14 protein-coding genes, 1 rRNA gene and 2 pseudogenes are annotated in these 16,372 nt (G+C 64.8%); 12 read left to right on the top strand and 5 right to left on the bottom strand.

From position 1 onward, the window contains the following. Positions 1–364: 364 nt before the first annotated feature. The 5 genes from NH14_RS18475 to NH14_RS18455 all read left to right on the top strand — a co-directional run bounded on the left by NH14_RS18475 (position 365) and on the right by NH14_RS18455 (position 5,990). Positions 365–1,522 carry an HPP family protein gene (locus NH14_RS18475; protein ID WP_244143470.1) on the top strand — a complete coding sequence of 386 codons (1,158 nt, stop codon included), beginning with the start codon at positions 365–367 and terminating at the stop codon, positions 1,520–1,522. A gap of 122 nt (positions 1,523–1,644) precedes the next feature. Then, a complete protein-coding gene (locus NH14_RS18470; RefSeq protein WP_035524160.1) occupies positions 1,645–2,058 on the top strand; it encodes a MarR family winged helix-turn-helix transcriptional regulator in 414 nt (137 codons plus the stop codon). Positions 2,059–2,063: 5 nt separating this feature from the next. After that, positions 2,064–3,866 (top strand): chloride channel protein, encoded by a 1,803-nt coding sequence (locus NH14_RS18465; protein WP_035524157.1) that lies wholly within the window; start codon positions 2,064–2,066, stop codon positions 3,864–3,866. 377 nt (positions 3,867–4,243) lie between these two features. After that, positions 4,244–4,828, top strand: coding sequence for an ANTAR domain-containing response regulator (locus NH14_RS18460; protein WP_035524155.1), 585 nt, complete (start codon positions 4,244–4,246; stop codon positions 4,826–4,828). A gap of 22 nt (positions 4,829–4,850) precedes the next feature. Continuing rightward, positions 4,851–5,990 (top strand): CmpA/NrtA family ABC transporter substrate-binding protein, encoded by a 1,140-nt coding sequence (locus NH14_RS18455; protein WP_035524153.1) that lies wholly within the window; start codon positions 4,851–4,853, stop codon positions 5,988–5,990. A gap of 62 nt (positions 5,991–6,052) precedes the next feature. Here NH14_RS18455 and NH14_RS18450 read toward each other — a convergent pair whose 3' ends face one another. Next, on the bottom strand, positions 6,053–6,346 hold the full coding sequence (locus NH14_RS18450) for an antibiotic biosynthesis monooxygenase family protein (protein ID WP_035524915.1): 294 nt from the start codon (positions 6,344–6,346) through the stop codon (positions 6,053–6,055). Between the two features lie 225 nt (positions 6,347–6,571). Here NH14_RS18450 and bcsA point away from each other — a divergent pair. The 3 genes and pseudogenes from bcsA to bcsR all read left to right on the top strand — a co-directional run. Next, positions 6,572–8,410 (top strand): annotated as a pseudogene (gene bcsA, locus NH14_RS18445) (UDP-forming cellulose synthase catalytic subunit); the annotation flags it as partial. A gap of 42 nt (positions 8,411–8,452) precedes the next feature. Next, positions 8,453–9,733 (top strand): annotated as a pseudogene (bcsG, locus tag NH14_RS18440) (cellulose biosynthesis protein BcsG). Then, positions 9,734–9,940, top strand: a complete 207-nt coding sequence (bcsR, locus tag NH14_RS18435) for a BcsR/BcsP family cellulose biosynthesis protein (RefSeq protein ID WP_035524152.1) — start codon at positions 9,734–9,736, stop codon at positions 9,938–9,940. 35 nt (positions 9,941–9,975) lie between these two features. Here bcsR and NH14_RS18430 read toward each other — a convergent pair whose 3' ends face one another. Genes NH14_RS18430 through NH14_RS18420 form a run of 3 tightly spaced genes read right to left on the bottom strand, consistent with a single transcriptional unit; the run spans position 9,976 to position 12,217 of the window. Then, a complete protein-coding gene (locus NH14_RS18430) occupies positions 9,976–10,842 on the bottom strand; it encodes an SAM-dependent methyltransferase (protein ID WP_035524149.1) in 867 nt (288 codons plus the stop codon). A 57-nt stretch (positions 10,843–10,899) separates the two neighbouring features. Further along, positions 10,900–11,157 carry a hypothetical protein gene (locus NH14_RS18425; protein WP_035524146.1) on the bottom strand — a complete coding sequence of 86 codons (258 nt, stop codon included), beginning with the start codon at positions 11,155–11,157 and terminating at the stop codon, positions 10,900–10,902. Next, positions 11,105–12,217 (bottom strand): hypothetical protein, encoded by a 1,113-nt coding sequence (locus NH14_RS18420; RefSeq protein WP_176329269.1) that lies wholly within the window; start codon positions 12,215–12,217, stop codon positions 11,105–11,107. The genes NH14_RS18425 and NH14_RS18420 overlap by 53 nt, the downstream gene beginning before the upstream one ends. A 79-nt stretch (positions 12,218–12,296) precedes the next feature. Between NH14_RS18420 and NH14_RS18415 the strand changes: the two genes are divergently transcribed. From NH14_RS18415 to rpoD, 4 genes are all read left to right on the top strand, one after another. Next, positions 12,297–12,632 (top strand): helix-turn-helix domain-containing protein, encoded by a 336-nt coding sequence (locus NH14_RS18415; RefSeq protein ID WP_035524143.1) that lies wholly within the window; start codon positions 12,297–12,299, stop codon positions 12,630–12,632. Positions 12,633–12,706: 74 nt separating this feature from the next. Beyond that, on the top strand, positions 12,707–12,967 hold the full coding sequence (locus tag NH14_RS18410) for a hypothetical protein (protein WP_152617097.1): 261 nt from the start codon (positions 12,707–12,709) through the stop codon (positions 12,965–12,967). Continuing rightward, positions 12,948–13,376, top strand: coding sequence for a GFA family protein (locus NH14_RS18405; RefSeq protein WP_035524140.1), 429 nt, complete (start codon positions 12,948–12,950; stop codon positions 13,374–13,376). The genes NH14_RS18410 and NH14_RS18405 overlap by 20 nt, the downstream gene beginning before the upstream one ends. 481 nt (positions 13,377–13,857) lie before the next feature. Next, a complete protein-coding gene (gene rpoD, locus NH14_RS18400; protein WP_035524137.1) occupies positions 13,858–15,834 on the top strand; it encodes an RNA polymerase sigma factor RpoD in 1,977 nt (658 codons plus the stop codon). Positions 15,835–16,241: 407 nt separating this feature from the next. Here rpoD and rrf read toward each other — a convergent pair. Continuing rightward, positions 16,242–16,355: ribosomal RNA gene (gene rrf / locus NH14_RS18395) — 5S ribosomal RNA — on the bottom strand. Between the last annotated feature and the right edge of the window lie 17 nt (positions 16,356–16,372).

Raw genomic sequence — 16,372 nt, 5'->3', positions numbered from 1 at the left:
TTGTTGTCCGTGTCGATCGATGGAATGCGGTGCCGCCGTGCCGAGCCTCGGACTTGAACGGCCAGTGCAGAGGGTTGGTTCGCCAGCGTAACCGAACGCGGCGCGGCGCGCCGCCACAGCGACGCAGGGTTACAAATGCAGCGGCTTTGTTACACCGACGTTTTCGGATGCGAGCCTCGGTGTGAGCCCGGTGTGAGCCATTGGCGGACCTCCGCCGATCAAACCCCAAATGGCAAGTATCAGCGGCAATACGTCACGGGATATATCACGTTGCGATACAATCTCGATCTCAAAAATCGCGGGCATCCCGGCGGGGACGCCGCATTACCCCTTTCGCTTCGCCCCTTTTTCCGCTATTTCGACCGTGTCACGCTTCAGAATTCTTCGCTGGCTCACGCGCTTCGCCCCCTCCCCCGTCACCCTGCGCTGGCGCGAGCGCCTGCGTTCGAGCGGGGGCGCGCTGGTGGGCATTGCCGTCACCGGCGCCGTTTCGCACTACCTGCTCGGCAATGCCTCGACCATCCCGTATCTGATCGCGCCGATGGGCGCCTCGGCGGTGTTACTGTTTGGCGTGCCCGCGAGTCCGCTCGCGCAGCCATGGTCGATCGTCGGCGGCAATCTGGTGTCGGCCACCGTCGGCGTGACCTGCGCGATGTTCATTCACGATCCGGTGGAGGCCGCAGCCGTCGCCATCGCCGCGGCGGTCTGCGCGATGTTCACGCTGCGCTGCGTGCACCCGCCCTCAGGCGCCGTGGCGCTCACCGCCGTGCTCGGCGGTCCCGCCGTGCACGCGCTCGGCTATGAGTTCGTGTTCGAACCAGTGGCGCTGCAATCGTTCACGCTGCTCATTTCCGCGCTCGTCTATCACACGGCCACCGGCCACCGCTATCCGCACGCGGTGCGCCCGGCAAAGACCGCCCAGCCCGCAACGACACCGGGCGGCTTCTCGCGCACCGACCTTGAAGCCGTGCTGCGCGAGCGCGACGAACTGCTCGACATCGACACCGACGACCTCGAATCGCTGCTGCGCGAAACGGAGATTCGCGCTTATGCGCGCAGCTTCGGCGAACTGAATTGCGCCGATGTCATGACGCGCGACGTGGTCAGCATCACGCCGGCGACCACCGTGGGCGAAGCGCGCACGCTGCTCAAGCGGCACGACATCAAGGCGCTGCCGGTCGTGGATGAAAAGCGCCACGTCAAGGGCATCGTCACGCGCGCCGACCTCGCCGAAGAAAGCCTCGGCCGCCACGCGCTGCGCGCGCTGCTGCATTCGCTCCGAAGCGGCATCGCCGCGCATCCCGCCGACGGCGTGCGCGTGAGCACGATCATGAGCGCGCACGTCCGCACTATTTCGGGCGAAACCCCTATCGTGCAGTTGCTCGGCATCTTCGCGGGACGCGGCCACCATCATGTGCCCGTGGTGGACGGCGAGCGCCGCCTCGTGGGCATCGTCACGCAGGCGGACCTGATTTCGGGCCTCTACCGGCAGGCCCAGCCGCTGCAAAGCCAGAGCGCCTGAACCTCATGCATTCCTGAACCTGTCGCGGATTGCGCGTTGCGCAACCGCATTGGGATGCCCTCGGCCATACATATCATGTTGTGATATATTCGCATTTCGAATCGTACCAATTTGAATTCCCAATGAAGAACACTACGCGCGGTCTGACGAAGGCCGATTTCGAGCAGTTGTCCGAGTTCCGCTATCAAATGCGCCGCTTCGAGCGCTTTTCGGAGCAGGCGGCCCAAGGCGAGGGCATCACGCCACTGCAATATTTGCTGCTGCTGCACGTGAAGGGCTATCCGGGCCGCGAATGGGCGACCATCGGCGAAATTGCCGAGCGTCTGCAAGCGCAGCACCACGGCGTCGTGGCGCTCGTCTCGCGCTGCGAAGCGCTCGATCTGGTCGAGCGGCGCGTGAGCGAACGCGATCGCCGCCAGGTGGAAGTGCATCTGCTCGAGGGCGGCGAAAAGCTGCTCGCGCGCCTCGCCGAACTCCATCGCGCGGAACTGCAATCGCTCGACGGAACCTTCACCGTTCCGCAAATCGATCTCTGACGACCATGCATCACGACGACTCCCACAAGCGCGACTTCTCGGCCAACGCGCGCCTGCCCGGCATCAGCGCGCTGGCCGCCGTCATTGGCGCGCTGGCCACACTCGCCGCGTTCGTGCTTCTGAGCCTCATCCACTGGTTCACGAACCTGTTCTTCTATGGCCGCTTCTCGTTCGAGGACCACTCGCCCGCGCTGAACACGCTCGGGGCCTGGGTCATTCTCGTACCGGCGGTGGGCGGGCTGATCGTCGGATTGATGGCTCGCTACGGCTCCGACAAGATTCGCGGCCACGGCATTCCCGAAGCCATCGAGGCCATCCTGTTCGGCAAGAGCAAGATGTCGCCGAAAGTGGCCGTGCTCAAGCCGCTCTCTTCGGGCATCGTGATCGGCAGCGGCGGGCCGTTCGGCGCGGAAGGCCCGATCATCATGACGGGCGGCGCGATCGGCTCGCTGCTCGCGCAGTGTGTGCGGCTCACCTCCGCCGAGCGCAAGACGCTGCTCGTGGCCGGCGCCGCCGCGGGCATGACGGCCGTGTTCGGCACGCCGGTGGCCGCCGTGCTGCTCGCGGTCGAACTGCTGCTGTTCGAATGGCGCCCGCGCAGCTTCCTGCCGGTCGCGCTCGCCTGCGCCGTGGCGGGTTTCGCGCGCGCCGCCTTCTTCGGCACCGAGCCGCTCTTCGCGATGCAGACCCCCACGCCGCACGCGCTCGCGCTGTTTTCGTGCGTGATCGCGGGACTGCTTTCGGGCGCGCTCGCTTCCGGGCTTTCGGCTGCGCTCTACAAGGTCGAGGACCTGTTCGCGCATCTTCCACTGCATTGGTCCTGGTGGCCCGCGATCGGCGGCCTCGTGGTGGGTATCGGCGGCTTCATCGAGCCGCGCGCGCTCGGCGTGGGCTACGACGTGATCGGCGACCTGCTCCATCAGCACATCGTCTTGCAGGTGGCCGTCGCCATCCTCGTGGTGAAGGCCGTGATCTGGGTTGTGGCGCTCGGCTCGGGCACCTCGGGCGGCGTGCTCGCCCCGCTGCTCATGCTGGGCGCGGGCCTCGGCTGCGTGCTGAGCCACGCGCTGCCCGGCAGCGACCCCGCGCTCTGGCCGCTCGTGTGCATGGCGGCCACGCTGGGCGCCACGCTCGGCGCGCCGCTCACGGCCATCGTGTTCGCCTTCGGCCTCACCCACGACACCAACGCGCTGCTGCCGCTGCTCACGGCCACGCTGGTCGCGCACGGCTTCGCCACGGTCGTCATGAAGCGCTCGATCATGACCGAGAAAATCGCGCGGCGCGGCTATCACATCTATCGCGAGTACGGCGTCGATCCGCTCGAACGCCATCACGTGGAAGAAGTGATGACGCGCAACGTCGAAACCATCGACTCAAACATGAGCGTGCGCGATGCGCTGTCGCAATACTTCGGCCCCGACCAGAAACGCCGCGCCTGGCCCGTGGTGCGCGGCGGCGTCGTGCTTGGCATGGTGGACCGCGCGCTTCTGGAGAACGTGCGCGCGAGCGGCGCCAGCGAGGTGCTCGATCAGCCGCTCGGCACGCTGCTCGCGCTGCGCTCGCCCGACGTGGCGGTGCCCGAGGAAACCTGTCGCCAGATTGCCGCGCGTCTTGCGGTGCATGGGCTCGAGCGGCTGCCCGTGGTGTCCGATCGCCAGTCGATGCGGCTCATCGGCATTTTGTCGAGCGCCGACCTCGTGAAGGTCTCGCTTTCGCACTTCGAGGAAGAAACCAAGAAGGAGCGCTTCCGCCGCATCGGCATCAGTAATTTCAGGCGGCGTTTTCCGCCGGTTCGTAAAGCGGGGTGATATTTAGAGGTAAGGGATTTCGATGCGCGCTGGTTATGCCGGCGCGTTTTTTTCGCCGTCGCACGGCTGGCTTGGCCTCAATGCGGCACGGGCGCGAAGGCCGTGTTCTCCGTTGTGCTTACTGTTTGAAGTTGTGCGGCGGGATAGGCTGTTAGTTGCAAATCATGCTGCGCTAGTTAAGTGCGGTGATCCGCGCCACGCACTGCCGCGGTGCACCATCCCTCCTTCCCTGCGCTTCCATGTGCAACCGCAGCAGGCAGCCAGCCCCATTCTCGTGCGCCGCGGCAACTGGCACATACCTTGCTTGAATGTCGCATGTCCTGCTTCGGCGCACCGCGCTCCTGGAAGCTCCACCTGCCGCCGACCACTGAAACACCATGCTGCGCGTCCTGCTCGTAACCGACACCGACAAGCCCATCGGCGATCTGCGCCAGGCGCTCGCGCGGCTCGGCTACGAAATGCTCGCCGAGCCAGCCACGCCGCAGGCGCTGCATCGCGCCGTCGAGCGTGAGCGGCCCGACGTCATCATCATCGACACCGAATCGCCTTCGCGCGACACGCTTGAACAACTTGCCGTGATGAACGCCACGGCGCCGCGCCCGGTGCTGATGTTCAGCAACGACGCCAACCAGCAGTTGATCCGCTCGGCCGTGCACGCGGGCGTGACGGCGTATCTGGTCGAAGGACTCGCCGGCGAGCGCATCGCGCCGATTCTCGAAGTCGCGCTCGCGCGCTTTGCCCAGGAGGCGCAACTGCGCGAGCGACTCACCCACGCCGAGAACGAACTGGCCGAGCGCAAGCTGATCGACCGCGCGAAGCGCATCGTGATGGAGCAGCAGAAGATGTCCGAGCCCGCCGCCTACGCGACGCTGCGCAAGCGCGCCATGGATCAGAGCCTGAAGCTTGCCGAGGTGGCCCGCCAGATCGTCGCGGCATGCGGGCCGCAGGAGCAGCGCAAATGAACGCGCCGGCCCACGAATGAGGATGAACGAAGCGCACATCATGAACACCACCACCCTGCACGCCGCGCCGGAAAAGACGCATCTGAAGATAGGCTTCGTGCCCCTCGCCGACGCCGCGCCGCTCGTCGCCGCGAAGCTGCTCGAGTTCGGCCACGCGCACGGCCTCACGCTGGAGCTTTCGCGCCAGCCGTCCTGGGCCGCGCTGCGCGACAAGCTGCTGACAGGCGAGCTCGACGCCGCGCATACGCTCTACGGTCTCGCGTACGGGGTGCAGCTTGGCATTGGCGGCCCGCAGCAAGATATGGCCGTGCTGATGGTGCTCAACCGCAACGGCCAGGCGATCACGCTGTCGAACCGTCTCGCCGACGCGCTGGCCGAACACGGCACCCTGCCCCGCGCGCTCGCGACGCTCGAGCGCAAGCCCGTGTTCGCGCAGACCTTCCCGACCGGCACGCACGCGATGTGGCTCAATTACTGGCTCGCCGCGCAGGGCGTGCATCCGCTTCGCGATATCGAGAGCGTGGCGATTCCGCCGCCCCAGATGGTGGCGGCGCTAACCGAAGAGCGGCTCGACGGCTTTTGCGCGGGCGAGCCGTGGCCCGCGCTTGCGCAGCAGCGCGGCATGGGGCGCACGGTCATCCGCAGCGGCGAAATCTGGCCCGATCATCCTGAGAAGGTGTTGGCGTGCCGGCGCGATTTCGTCGGGCGCTTTCCGAATACGGCGCGCGCGCTCGTGCAGACTATGCTGGAAGCGTGTCGATGGCTCGACGGCGCGGGACATCGCCAGGAAATCGCGCAATGGCTGGCGCGGCCGGACATGCTGGGCGTGGACGCGGCGCTGATTGCGGGACAGCTCGAAGGCATCGGCGCTTTCGATCCGTTGCGCATGAAGTTCTTCGAGGACGGCGCGGTGAACGATCCGTTGGAGTCCGAAGGAATCTGGTTCATGACGCAATTCGAACGCTGGGGGATGACGACGCGGCGCGACGATTATCGGGAGATTGCGCAAGCGGTGAATCAAACCGCGTTGTATCGCGAGGCGGCGCTGGCGGCGGGTGTTTCAGTGCCGGCGGCGGCGGGCAAGCCGGTTTTTGTCGACGGACGGGTTTGGGATGATGCGGATGCTGGGGACTACCTGGAGGGGTTCAGGGTGAGAGCTTGAGTGGATAAGGCGCTCATGGGTGAGCGCCTGGTCCTTCGATCAGTTCGCCATTTTCCCGCAGCTTACTTCACCACCACTTGCGTATGCCCCACGACCGGCGGCTTCTCGAAGTACGGTCCCACGAGGCCGCGCCACGTCTGGAAGTCGGCGGATTCGCGGAAGTGGATCATATGGTCTTCCAGCGTGTCCCATTGCACGACGAGCACGTACTGGTTCGGCTCCTCCACACTGCGCTGCAGTTCCACTGCGGTACAGCCGCGCGCGCGGTGGAATAGCGGCAAGGCCTGCGCCACGGCTGCTTCGAATTCGGCATTCTTGCCGGCCTGCACGGAGATATGCGCCATTTCGTAGACCACGTTCTGCTCCTTTCTCTTCGCTTTTTTCGTCATTCATGAATGCGCGCGCAATTGCGGCGCGGGCCTAACGTTACCATGCCGGCGCATTCGATCGCGAAGCCCGCCGGGTTATGACAGCTTCACGGCATCATCCGCACGACCTCCTGCTCCGGCGGGCAGACCTGGTTGCGTTGCGCGGCGATCGGCCCGGGCAGCTTTTTCTTGTCGGCGGCCACATTGGTGTAGTACCTGAGTTCGGTGTTCGGCTACGTGCAGACGGCCTGGCCGCTGCGCCACAAGCCGAGCGCGCTGCCCGACGATCCCGCCGACTGGCCGAGCGTCGACATCTACATTCCGACCTACAACGAGCCGCTTTCGGTCGTGCGCCCAACGGTATTCGCGGCCAGCGCGATTGACTGGCCGCGCGAGAAGCTGCGCGTCTATCTGCTCGACGACGGCGACCGCGACGAATTCCGCGATTTCGCCGCGCAGGCAGGCATCGGCTATATCCGCCGCGAAGAGCACACCCACGCGAAGGCCGGCAACATCAATCACGCGCTGCCGCTCACCCAGGGCGATCTGATCGCGATCTTCGACTGCGATCACATTCCCACGCGCTCGTTCCTGCAAACCACGGTGGGCACCTTCCTCGCCGATCCGAAATGCGCGGTGGTGCAAACGCCGCACCACTTCTTCTCGCCCGATCCGTTCGAGCGCAACTTCGACACGTTCCATCGCGTGCCCAACGAAGGCAGCCTGTTCTACGGCCTGATCCAGGACGGCAACGACTTCTGGGACGCCACCTTCTTCTGCGGCTCGTGCGCGATCATCAAGCGCAATCCGCTCGAGTCGATCGGCGGGATTGCTGTGGAGACCGTGACCGAGGACGCGCACACCTCGCTGCGCCTGCACCGCGCGGGCTACACCTCGGCGTACCTGCGCACCGTGCAGGCCGCGGGCCTCGCAACCGAGAGCCTCGCGGGCCATATCGGCCAGCGCATCCGCTGGGCGCGCGGCATGACGCAGATCTTCCGCGTCGACAATCCGTGGCTCGGCAAAGGGCTCTCGTTCTTCCAGCGCCTGTGCTACAGCAACGCGATGCTGCACTTCTGCTACGGCATCCCGCGCCTGATCTTCCTCGTGATGCCGTGCTCGTTCCTGTTCTTCGGGCTGCACGTGATCAATACGCCGGCGCCGGTCATCCTCGCCTACGTGCTGCCGTATCTCGTGATCGCGGCTATCGCCAACTCGCGCATCCAGGGCCACTACCGTCATTCGTTCTGGGCCGAAGCCTACGAGAGCGTGCTCGCCTGGTATATCGCGCTGCCCACCACGATGGCGTTCATCAACCCGAAGCTCGGCAAGTTCAACGTGACCGCCAAGGGCGGCCACATCGAACGCGACTATCTCGACTGGACCATTTCCACGCCGTATCTCGTGCTGCTCGGCATCAACGTGCTCGCCGTGCTGGCCGGCATCGGGCGGCTCACGATCTGGCAAAGCGACGAACCCGCCACCGTGTTCATGAATCTGTTCTGGGCCTTCGTGAACCTCACGGTGCTGGGCCTCGCGGTAGGTGTGGCGAAGGAAGCGCGCCAGGTGCGCGTCGCGCACCGCATCCCGCTGCGCGTGCCCGCCATGCTCACGCTGCCTGACGGCCGCACGCTCGCCTGCAAGACCGAGAACTATTCGATGGGGGGCCTCGGCCTCGTGCTGCCCGCCGAAGCCCAAGCGGAAAAACTCGCGGCCGGCGAGCGCGTGAACGTGTGCCTTTCGCGCGGCACGCTCGAGCATGATTTCCCGGCGGTGGTCGCGCGTCTGTCTGGCGGGCATCTGGGCGTGCGCTTCGAGAACCTGAGCGTGGAGCGCGAGCGGCGCCTCGTCGAGTGCACCTTCGGCCGCGCCGACGCCTGGCTCGACTCGGAAGACGTGCCGCGCGAGGACGCGCCGCTCAACGGGCTCGTCGAACTCATCACACTGAGCTGGCAGGGCTATCTGCGTCTCGCCGATGCGTTCTTCGACGCGCTCGAGAACTTCTTCATGCGACGCCGGCCCGAGCGGAACAAGCCGGCTCGCCAGCCATAACCGCCATTACGACACGGAATTCACGCGGGAACGCGACCGAACATGGGCCTCTGGAATCTCTACTTCATCGCCAAGCTGTACCTCTACTCGCTCGGCAAGCTCAAAGCGGACTGGCTGCTGAACATCCTGTTCGTCATTGCGCTCTTGCTGCCGGTAAAAAAGCGCGGGCCGCGCATCGCGCGCAACCTGCTCACGGTGATCACGGGCATCGCGCTCGCCTATCACGAATCGGACATGCCGCCCATCGGCCGCGCGATTTCGCAGCTCCCCGTGCTGCTCACGTTCACCCCGGAGTACATGCTGGAGCTGACCGGGCGCTTCGTCTCGCTCTCGATGGCGGTAAGCGCCGTGCTCGCGCTGCTGCTTTACTTCATCATCAACCGTTGGGTTCGCGTGACGACGTTCGTGCTGATCGCGCTCGTTGCGGTGCCGCTGTGACAGGGCGCGGGCACGCTGATCGCAAACGCCACCGGTACGCTCGCCCAGAACGGCAACGACAGCGACAACGCGAACGTCTCCAACGGCGACGAGCCGCGCAACGACCAGGTCGGCAACTACGACCAGCAGCTCGCGGCGTTCCGCGCCAACGAGGAAGGCCGCCATGTGAACTTCACGCCGCTCACGACCGATGCGAACGCACAGTTCGACATCATCGTCGTGCATATCTGCTCGCTTTCGTGGGACGACATGGACGTCGCGAAAATGCGCAACAACCCGCTCTTTTCGCGCTTCGACTACGTCTTCACGAACTTCAGCTCCGGTGCGAGCTATAGCGGCCCGGTTGCGCTTTACTACAACACGGTGACGCTGCACGACGGCAACCGCATGCCCGGCGCCAACGCGAAACTCACCAGCCTGCAGTCCTATCCAATCCGCCTGCAATCGCTGCTCGGCGACGTCGACAAGCTGATCGATCTCGTCGCGCAGTCGGGCCGCAAGGCCGTGATCGTGTTCGTGCCCGAGCACGGCGCGGCGCTGCGCGGCGAAGACAACCAGATCGCGGGCATGCGCGAAATCCCCACGCCGAACATCGTGCACGTGCCGGTGGGCGTGAAAGTCGTGGGTCTGCCCGCGGGCACGGAGCACGCGGGCGGAGCGGTCACGATCGACACGCCCACGAGCTTCCTCGCGCTCGCGCAACTGCTCTCGAACCTCGTCGCGAGCAGTCCGTTCCTGCCCGGCGCGCAGCCGCTCGCACAGTACGCGACGAACCTGCCGCAAACGCGCATGGTGGGCGAGAACGAGGCCACCGTGATGATGACCACGCCCACGGGCTACGTGATCCATACGCCGGACGGCGTGTGGGTACCGGGAGGCAAGTAAATGGCGCTACGAGGCTGGCTGAACAGGCGGCGTGCGCGCAGCAATGCGGCGCTGCCTGGCGATATCGAAGCGCTCGCGCGGCTCGTCGAGGGCGTGAACGCCGAACGCTATTTCGACGTGCAAGCCGAGGACGCCTGGCAGGAAGCGGCCGGACGCTGGCCGCTCGTCGCGCAACTGCTCGAACTCAAAGCGGAGCCACGGGGATAGCGCGGCACTGCGTTGCGTTTTGCGCGCCGGAGCAGCTAGACGCGCTCGGCGCAGACCGTGCGCTCGATCGGCATGCAGGTGAGCGGGCGGCTGGTGGACACGATGTAGCGGCGTGCAAGTTCGTCCGGCTCGGGCTGTTCGATGACACGCCAGCCATAGGCCGCGAGAAACGCGCGCACCGCTTCGGGATCGAGGCCGAAGCGCCAGATCGCCTGCGGCGACACGAAGCGGCGATAAAGCGCCTCTTGCCCCTGCGGCACGTTTCCTTCGAGAAAATCCCTGCGCACATAGGTGAACGCGAGGCGGCTGCCAGGCGCGGCTCGCGCAAGCATTTCAAGCGTGGCCCGCACGGTGGCCTCATCGAGATATTGCGTGACGCCTTCCCACACGAAAAACGTGCGCCGGTTGCGCGTATAGCCTTGCGCGGCCAGCACGGCGTCGAGCGCGAGATGCTCGAAATCGACCGCCACTAGCGTCGCGAACGACGGTATCGCGCCAAAGCGCTTCGCGAGGCGCTTTCGTTTGGCTGCGATATTGACGGCCTGATCCAGTTCCCACGCATGCACGCCGCTGTCGTGCAGCAGCCGGTAGGCGCGCGTGTCGAAACCCGCGCCCAGATTCACGAACGCTTCCACCTGAGGAAGCGCTTCGAGCAGCTTTTCGTCGATATAGCGCTTGCGGCACAGCATGCCGCCCCACAGGCCCGGATACTTGCGCTCGGCCATTACGGCCATGCGCGCCGCCGTGCGCGAGCCCATCAACGCGATGAGCAGGCGCGCGGGCGCGGGCAGCAGCGCGGCGGCGAGATCATCGTCGACGATGCGCAGATGTGGCGCGAGCCGCTGCTCGATCGCCACCAGCGCCATGGGGCCTACGCCGGTTTGCGCGGCCTCTTGCGTCATCGTGACGTTCCGGCCGCTCGGGGTGTGGTGTGCGATCTATGCAGGCGGTGCGATCGCTCAGGCATTCATTCCGCCCTGTGCGCGCCGCCGCCCCTGCACGCGCGCGACCGAATCGAACAGTGCCTGCGCGCGCGCCAGTTCGTCGAGCGCGAGGTCGAGACGAGACTGGGCCTCGCCGCACGCGAGTGTCGGAGCCGAGTCGTCTGCATCGTCATGCACAGCGCGCATCGCACGAAATGCCTGATCGACGTTGCGGCTGGCCTCAAGAAAGCGTCGGGCGGCCTCGGCCTCGCTTGAATGGGTGTTGATCGCCATATAGTTCCATAGTCAATTGCGTCCAGTCGGCGCCACGCAACAAATCGACTTGCGTCCCGCAGGACGTCTCTTTAGCCGCAGCCCCGAAGGTGGCGCCCCTGACGCGGGGGCCAGCGCCTCCCTTCACAGACGCCGTGCACTCCGCCGGGACGATATCGAAAAGATCGCGCGCGAAGAGATCGCGCGTGACGCCGCGCGCGAGCAACGCCGACGTCTCGCTGCGACGGCTGTGCGACATTTCCGCGCAAGCGTCGAAATCGGTGTCGCGCGCAATCGAACGCACAGCGCCCAAATCGCGCGCCTTCGCCAGCAAATCGAAGAGATCGCTAGTAACACCGCGCGCATGCTCGGCGGGCGCTGCACTGCGCAGACGCTTCGTGAGTTCCAGCCAGGTATTGAAATCGCCATTGCGCACGGCTTCGTGGAGTGCCGCCATATCGCGCGCCTTCACGCGCGTGGGTTGCGCAAGACGCACGAAATACGGCGCCTCGAGCTCCACGCCAAACGCGACCGGATAACCCGCAGCGCCGAATTCCGCGCCCGCCCTTGGCGCCGCGCGCTCGACGCGGTCCACCACGACCGTGCCCTGCGAAGCACACGGCGCCTTCGCCGTGCTCACGCTGCGCAGTCGCTCGGGCTGCACGCGCAGGCTGCTGCCGATGCTGAGTTCCGTAGGCGATGCGCACACGAGCGCGTAGTGATGATCGCGCGGCTTGCCCGAAGGAAAGCGCGTGCGGCTCGTGACGAACACGTGCGGCGGCAGCGGACGCACCTGGCCGCTCGCGTCCACCCATGCATTCCAGACGAGCGCGTCCTCGCGCTTGACGTCTGCAACCCGTGCGCGGCTTGCCGCCGGCGAAAACAGTGCGAGCAGCGAGCCCGTGCGCAGTGCGGCAACCTGCGCGCTGTTGCCGAGGGACTGATTGATGCCCCACAGAAACCGCCCGCCGCCCAGACGCCGCTCCCACTCCTTGCGAAGGACGATCGTGGGGAGATCTTCTCCCGTCTCCGATCCAATCCTGGACCAGCAAAACGTGGGCGGTAGGTGTTTCAGTGCCATCGACTTCCTCGGAATGCAGCGCGCCCACCAATCTGGCGAGCAATTCAATAAACGTTACTGTATAGGTATAATGCATGACATGGAAGCCCCAGACACCGATTTTCCCGTTCAGGAATTGCTGCGCCAGCTATCGGCCGACGAGCGCTCGGCCAGCGAAATTGCGCGCCTTTCTGGAGTCAGCCAGCCCACGGTCTCGCGGCTGCGGCTGTCGAACGGCCGCAGGCTGCGCCGGAGTGCGTCATTCAATAAGCTATGCAGTTTCTATGGCGTGAAGCCCGCGTCGCGGCATGCGGCCGCCTATAACGAATTGCTGCGCAACGCCATCGTCGATGTGTGGGACGGCTCGGAGGAGCACGGCCGCGCGCTGCTCGTCGTGATCAAGGGCTTGAAGGATCTGCGGGAACGGCCCGGCTAGTCACCATCGCCGCGCATGGCAATGCATCAGGTAACCGGATTTGGGAATTGGCGCGAAGCGATGGTGCCCGGTTGGTGAACATCAACAACAAAAAGACGTACCAAAGGGGCCAGGAATGGCTTCCAGTGGCCTTGCTGCGTGGTCGCGGCGTGCGGCAAACCTGGATAACAGGGCAAAAAACCCATATATGGTTACCTTTCGCCATGCACCGGCCATTGCGCAGCGAGACGCTGCTTTTCACGACGCTCGCCTATAAACAAGACGACAATGCGCGACACATCGCATCGGTAACGTTTCGTTGGCTTCCAGGTCCCCATGAATGCAACGTCGGCTGACAACGCCCGCACCACACTGCGCGGCCAGTGCCTGTGCGGCGCGGTGCGCTATCGCGTCGATGACGCATTCGGCTACGCCTTCAATTGCCATTGCTCGCAATGCCGGCGCGCCACCGGATCAGCCTTCAAGCCGTTCGCCGGCATCGAGCGCACGCGCCTGCGCCTCGAGCAAGGCGAAACCGATCTGCTCATTCACGGCAACCCGGGCGCGGCACACGACGTTCATTGCCGCCATTGCGGCTCGCTACTCTATTCAGTGGTGCGCGAAGGGGCGTTCGCCCATGTGACGATGGGCACGCTCGTCGACACGCCTTCCATCCGTCCCCAAGGGCACATCTTTGTCGGCTCGAGGGCGCCATGGCACGAGATCGCCGATACGCTGCCGCGGTACGACAAATTTCCGCCATAACGCGTGCTCGAAAGCGTGGTCGTCAACGTAAACACGTAGCCGCACGTTATTCTTGATATTGTTGTGCGCTGCAATCGACATAATGGGGATCGATTGTGGCGGGGGCATTTCGCAGGTGCGATAAAACCTGCGAACCATCGTGCGGAAACCTTGTCTAACCGGGCGCGTGGAAAGCCGCGAAGCCCGCAAAACACCATTTTGACGACCTTTCAAATTCGTTCCGACCCCGGACAAACCTGTCTGGTGCGCCAACACGACGATTACGGTTGCCTCACGTGGCGTAACGCACTACCATACGCGATCTTTCTGCATTGCACGAAAATCCAGGCCGCCTCGCCATTGTGCGTTTGGCGCTCGCTCGGCGGGATCGGCACGCGCCCCCGCCCACTCCCCTGCAATTTTTCGTCATCACCAGGACGCCACGCCGCTGGCGCGTGACCCTTTTTGCCCACGCTGGGCAATTCCTTTCGAGGAGATTGTATTGACAAGCCATGACCGGGAAGACGCGCTGGCCCCGTCTGCCCGCCCCGCCCGCCGCGCAGCCAAGGACAAGACCGGCGAGACGACTCAGATGGACGGCGGCTCGCAACTCGAAAAGCGTCAGCATCAAATGCGCGCGCTCATCAAGCTCGGCCGCGAACGCGGTTACCTGACCCACGCCGACATCAACGACCACCTGCCCGACAACTTCGCGCAGACGGCCGCGCTGGAAACCATCGTCGCCACGTTCAATGACATGGGCGTGCAGGTCTACGAGCAGGCGCCCGACGCCGACACGCTGCTGCTCAACGAAGACACGCGTGCGGACTCGCAGGCCGACGACGAAGCCGATGAGGAAGTCGAAGTCGCGCTCTCGACGGTCGACTCGGAATTCGGCCGAACGACCGATCCTGTGCGCATGTACATGCGCGAAATGGGTTCGAGCGAGCTGCTCACGCGCGCTGGCGAAATCGAAGTCGCCAAGCGCATCGAAGACGGCCTCCAGGAAATGATCCAGGCGATCGCGGCTTGCCCGTCGATCGTCGCGACGATTCTCGCCGACTCGGACCGCGTCGCGGCCGACGAAATGCGCATCGACGAACTCGTCGACGGCATCGGCAGCGATGAAGCCGCGCAGGAACCCGCAGCGGCCGACGCCGACGCGGACGAAGAAGTCGAAGCCCAGGCATCGGACGAAGACGATTCGGACAACGAGGACGGCGACGACGAAGATGCTGACAACAGCAAGGCCAACGAAGCCCTGCTCGCGCAGCTGAAGGCCGACAGCCTGGTGATCTTTGCACGCGTGCGCGCACTGTTCGAACAGATGGCTTGCACGACGGATGCCAACGCGCGCGCGTCGGCCGCCGAAATGCAGATCTGCGCGGACATTCAGCGCGAGCTCGCCCCCATTCGCTTCACGGCCCGCACCATCGACCGTCTGTGCACGCTGCTGCACGAGCAGGTCGCGCAGATCCGCGCGATCGAGCGTAATGTGCTGGCAATCGTCGTGGACCGCTGCGGTATGCCGCGCGAGGCCTTCATCGAGCAGTTCCCGGGTCACGAAACCGACCTCGAATGGGGCGTGCGTGCTGCCGCTGCATCGAGCAAGTACGGCCCCGCCATCGAGCGCAGCCTGCCGGCCATCCAGGCCGAACAGCGCAAGCTCGCTGAGATCGAAGCGGCCGCATCGCTGTCGCTTCAGCAGATCAAGGGCATCAACCGCCGCATGACCGCCGCCGAAGCCAAGATGCGTCAGGCGAAGGGCGAGATGGTCAAGGCCAACCTGCGTCTCGTGATCTCGATCGCGAAGAAGTACGTGAACCGCGGCATGCAGTTCCTCGACCTGATCCAGGAAGGCAACATCGGCCTGATGAAGGCGGTGGACAAGTTCGAATATCGCCGCGGCTGGAAGTTCTCGACGTACGCCACGTGGTGGGTGCGTCAGGCCGTGACGCGCGCGCTCGCCGACCAGGCGCGCACGATCCGCGTGCCGGTGCACATGATCGAGACGATCAACAAGCTGAACCGCATCTCGCGCGAAATCCTGCAGCAGACGGGCATGGAAGCGCATCCGGCCGATCTGGCCGCGCGCATGGGCATGACCGAAGAGAAGGTGCGCGGCATCCTCAAGATCGCCAAGCAGCCGGTCTCGCTCGAAAGCCCGGTGGGCGACGACGGCGACGCAACGCTCGGCGACATGATTGAGGACGCAGGTTCGGCTTCGCCGGCTGATGCAGCGATCCACGCGAACATGCGCGCTGCGATCGACGAGGCGCTGAAGGCGCTTTCGCCGCGCGAGGCGAAGGTGCTGCGCATGCGTTACGGCATCGACACAACGTCCGATCACACGCTCGAAGAAGTGGGCAAGCAGTTCGATGTCACGCGTGAGCGCATCCGCCAGATCGAAAGCAAGGCGATGCGCAAGCTGATGCACCCGAGCCGCGCTGACAAGCTGCGTCCGTTCCTGGAGCGGTAAGCGGTTTAATCGCTGCGGTTGTTCCGCGATGAAATGAAAAAAGCCCGTCACGCGAGTGACGGGCTTTTTGTTTGGCGGTGAGGCGAGGGACTTGTCGACGCCCTTGAGGACGCGTACAAACATATCGGTACATATCCTGTGAGCGGCTCCGCCGATCTGCTCACGAACTCGATATCCCGGACCAGCTCACCTGGGCGCTGACGCGCTATCCCTATATCGTGTTCTATTTAACCGAAACAATCACATCGATGTGCTCCGGGTGTTGCATTACGCTCGGGATATTCCCGCGTGGTCACCGACACCCGGACCTTGATAGTTTTCTGATTCTGAGTTGATTCGCGCGCGTAAACGCCAGAACCCCGGCGCTCATGGTGAGCCACCGGGGTTCTGGACATACTGCATAAGGAGCCTGACGATTACCTACTTTCACACGGGCAATCCGCACTATCATCGGCGTGGAGCTGTTTCACGGTCCTGTTCGGGATGGGAAGGGGTGGGACCAGCTCGCTATGGTCATCAGGCATGACGGGTTGCTGCG

Origin of the sequence: Paraburkholderia sacchari (genome assembly GCF_000785435.2) — a bacterium.
In the GTDB taxonomy this organism is placed as follows: domain Bacteria; phylum Pseudomonadota; class Gammaproteobacteria; order Burkholderiales; family Burkholderiaceae; genus Paraburkholderia; species Paraburkholderia sacchari.
This window is presented reverse-complemented; position numbering and strand designations above follow the sequence as displayed.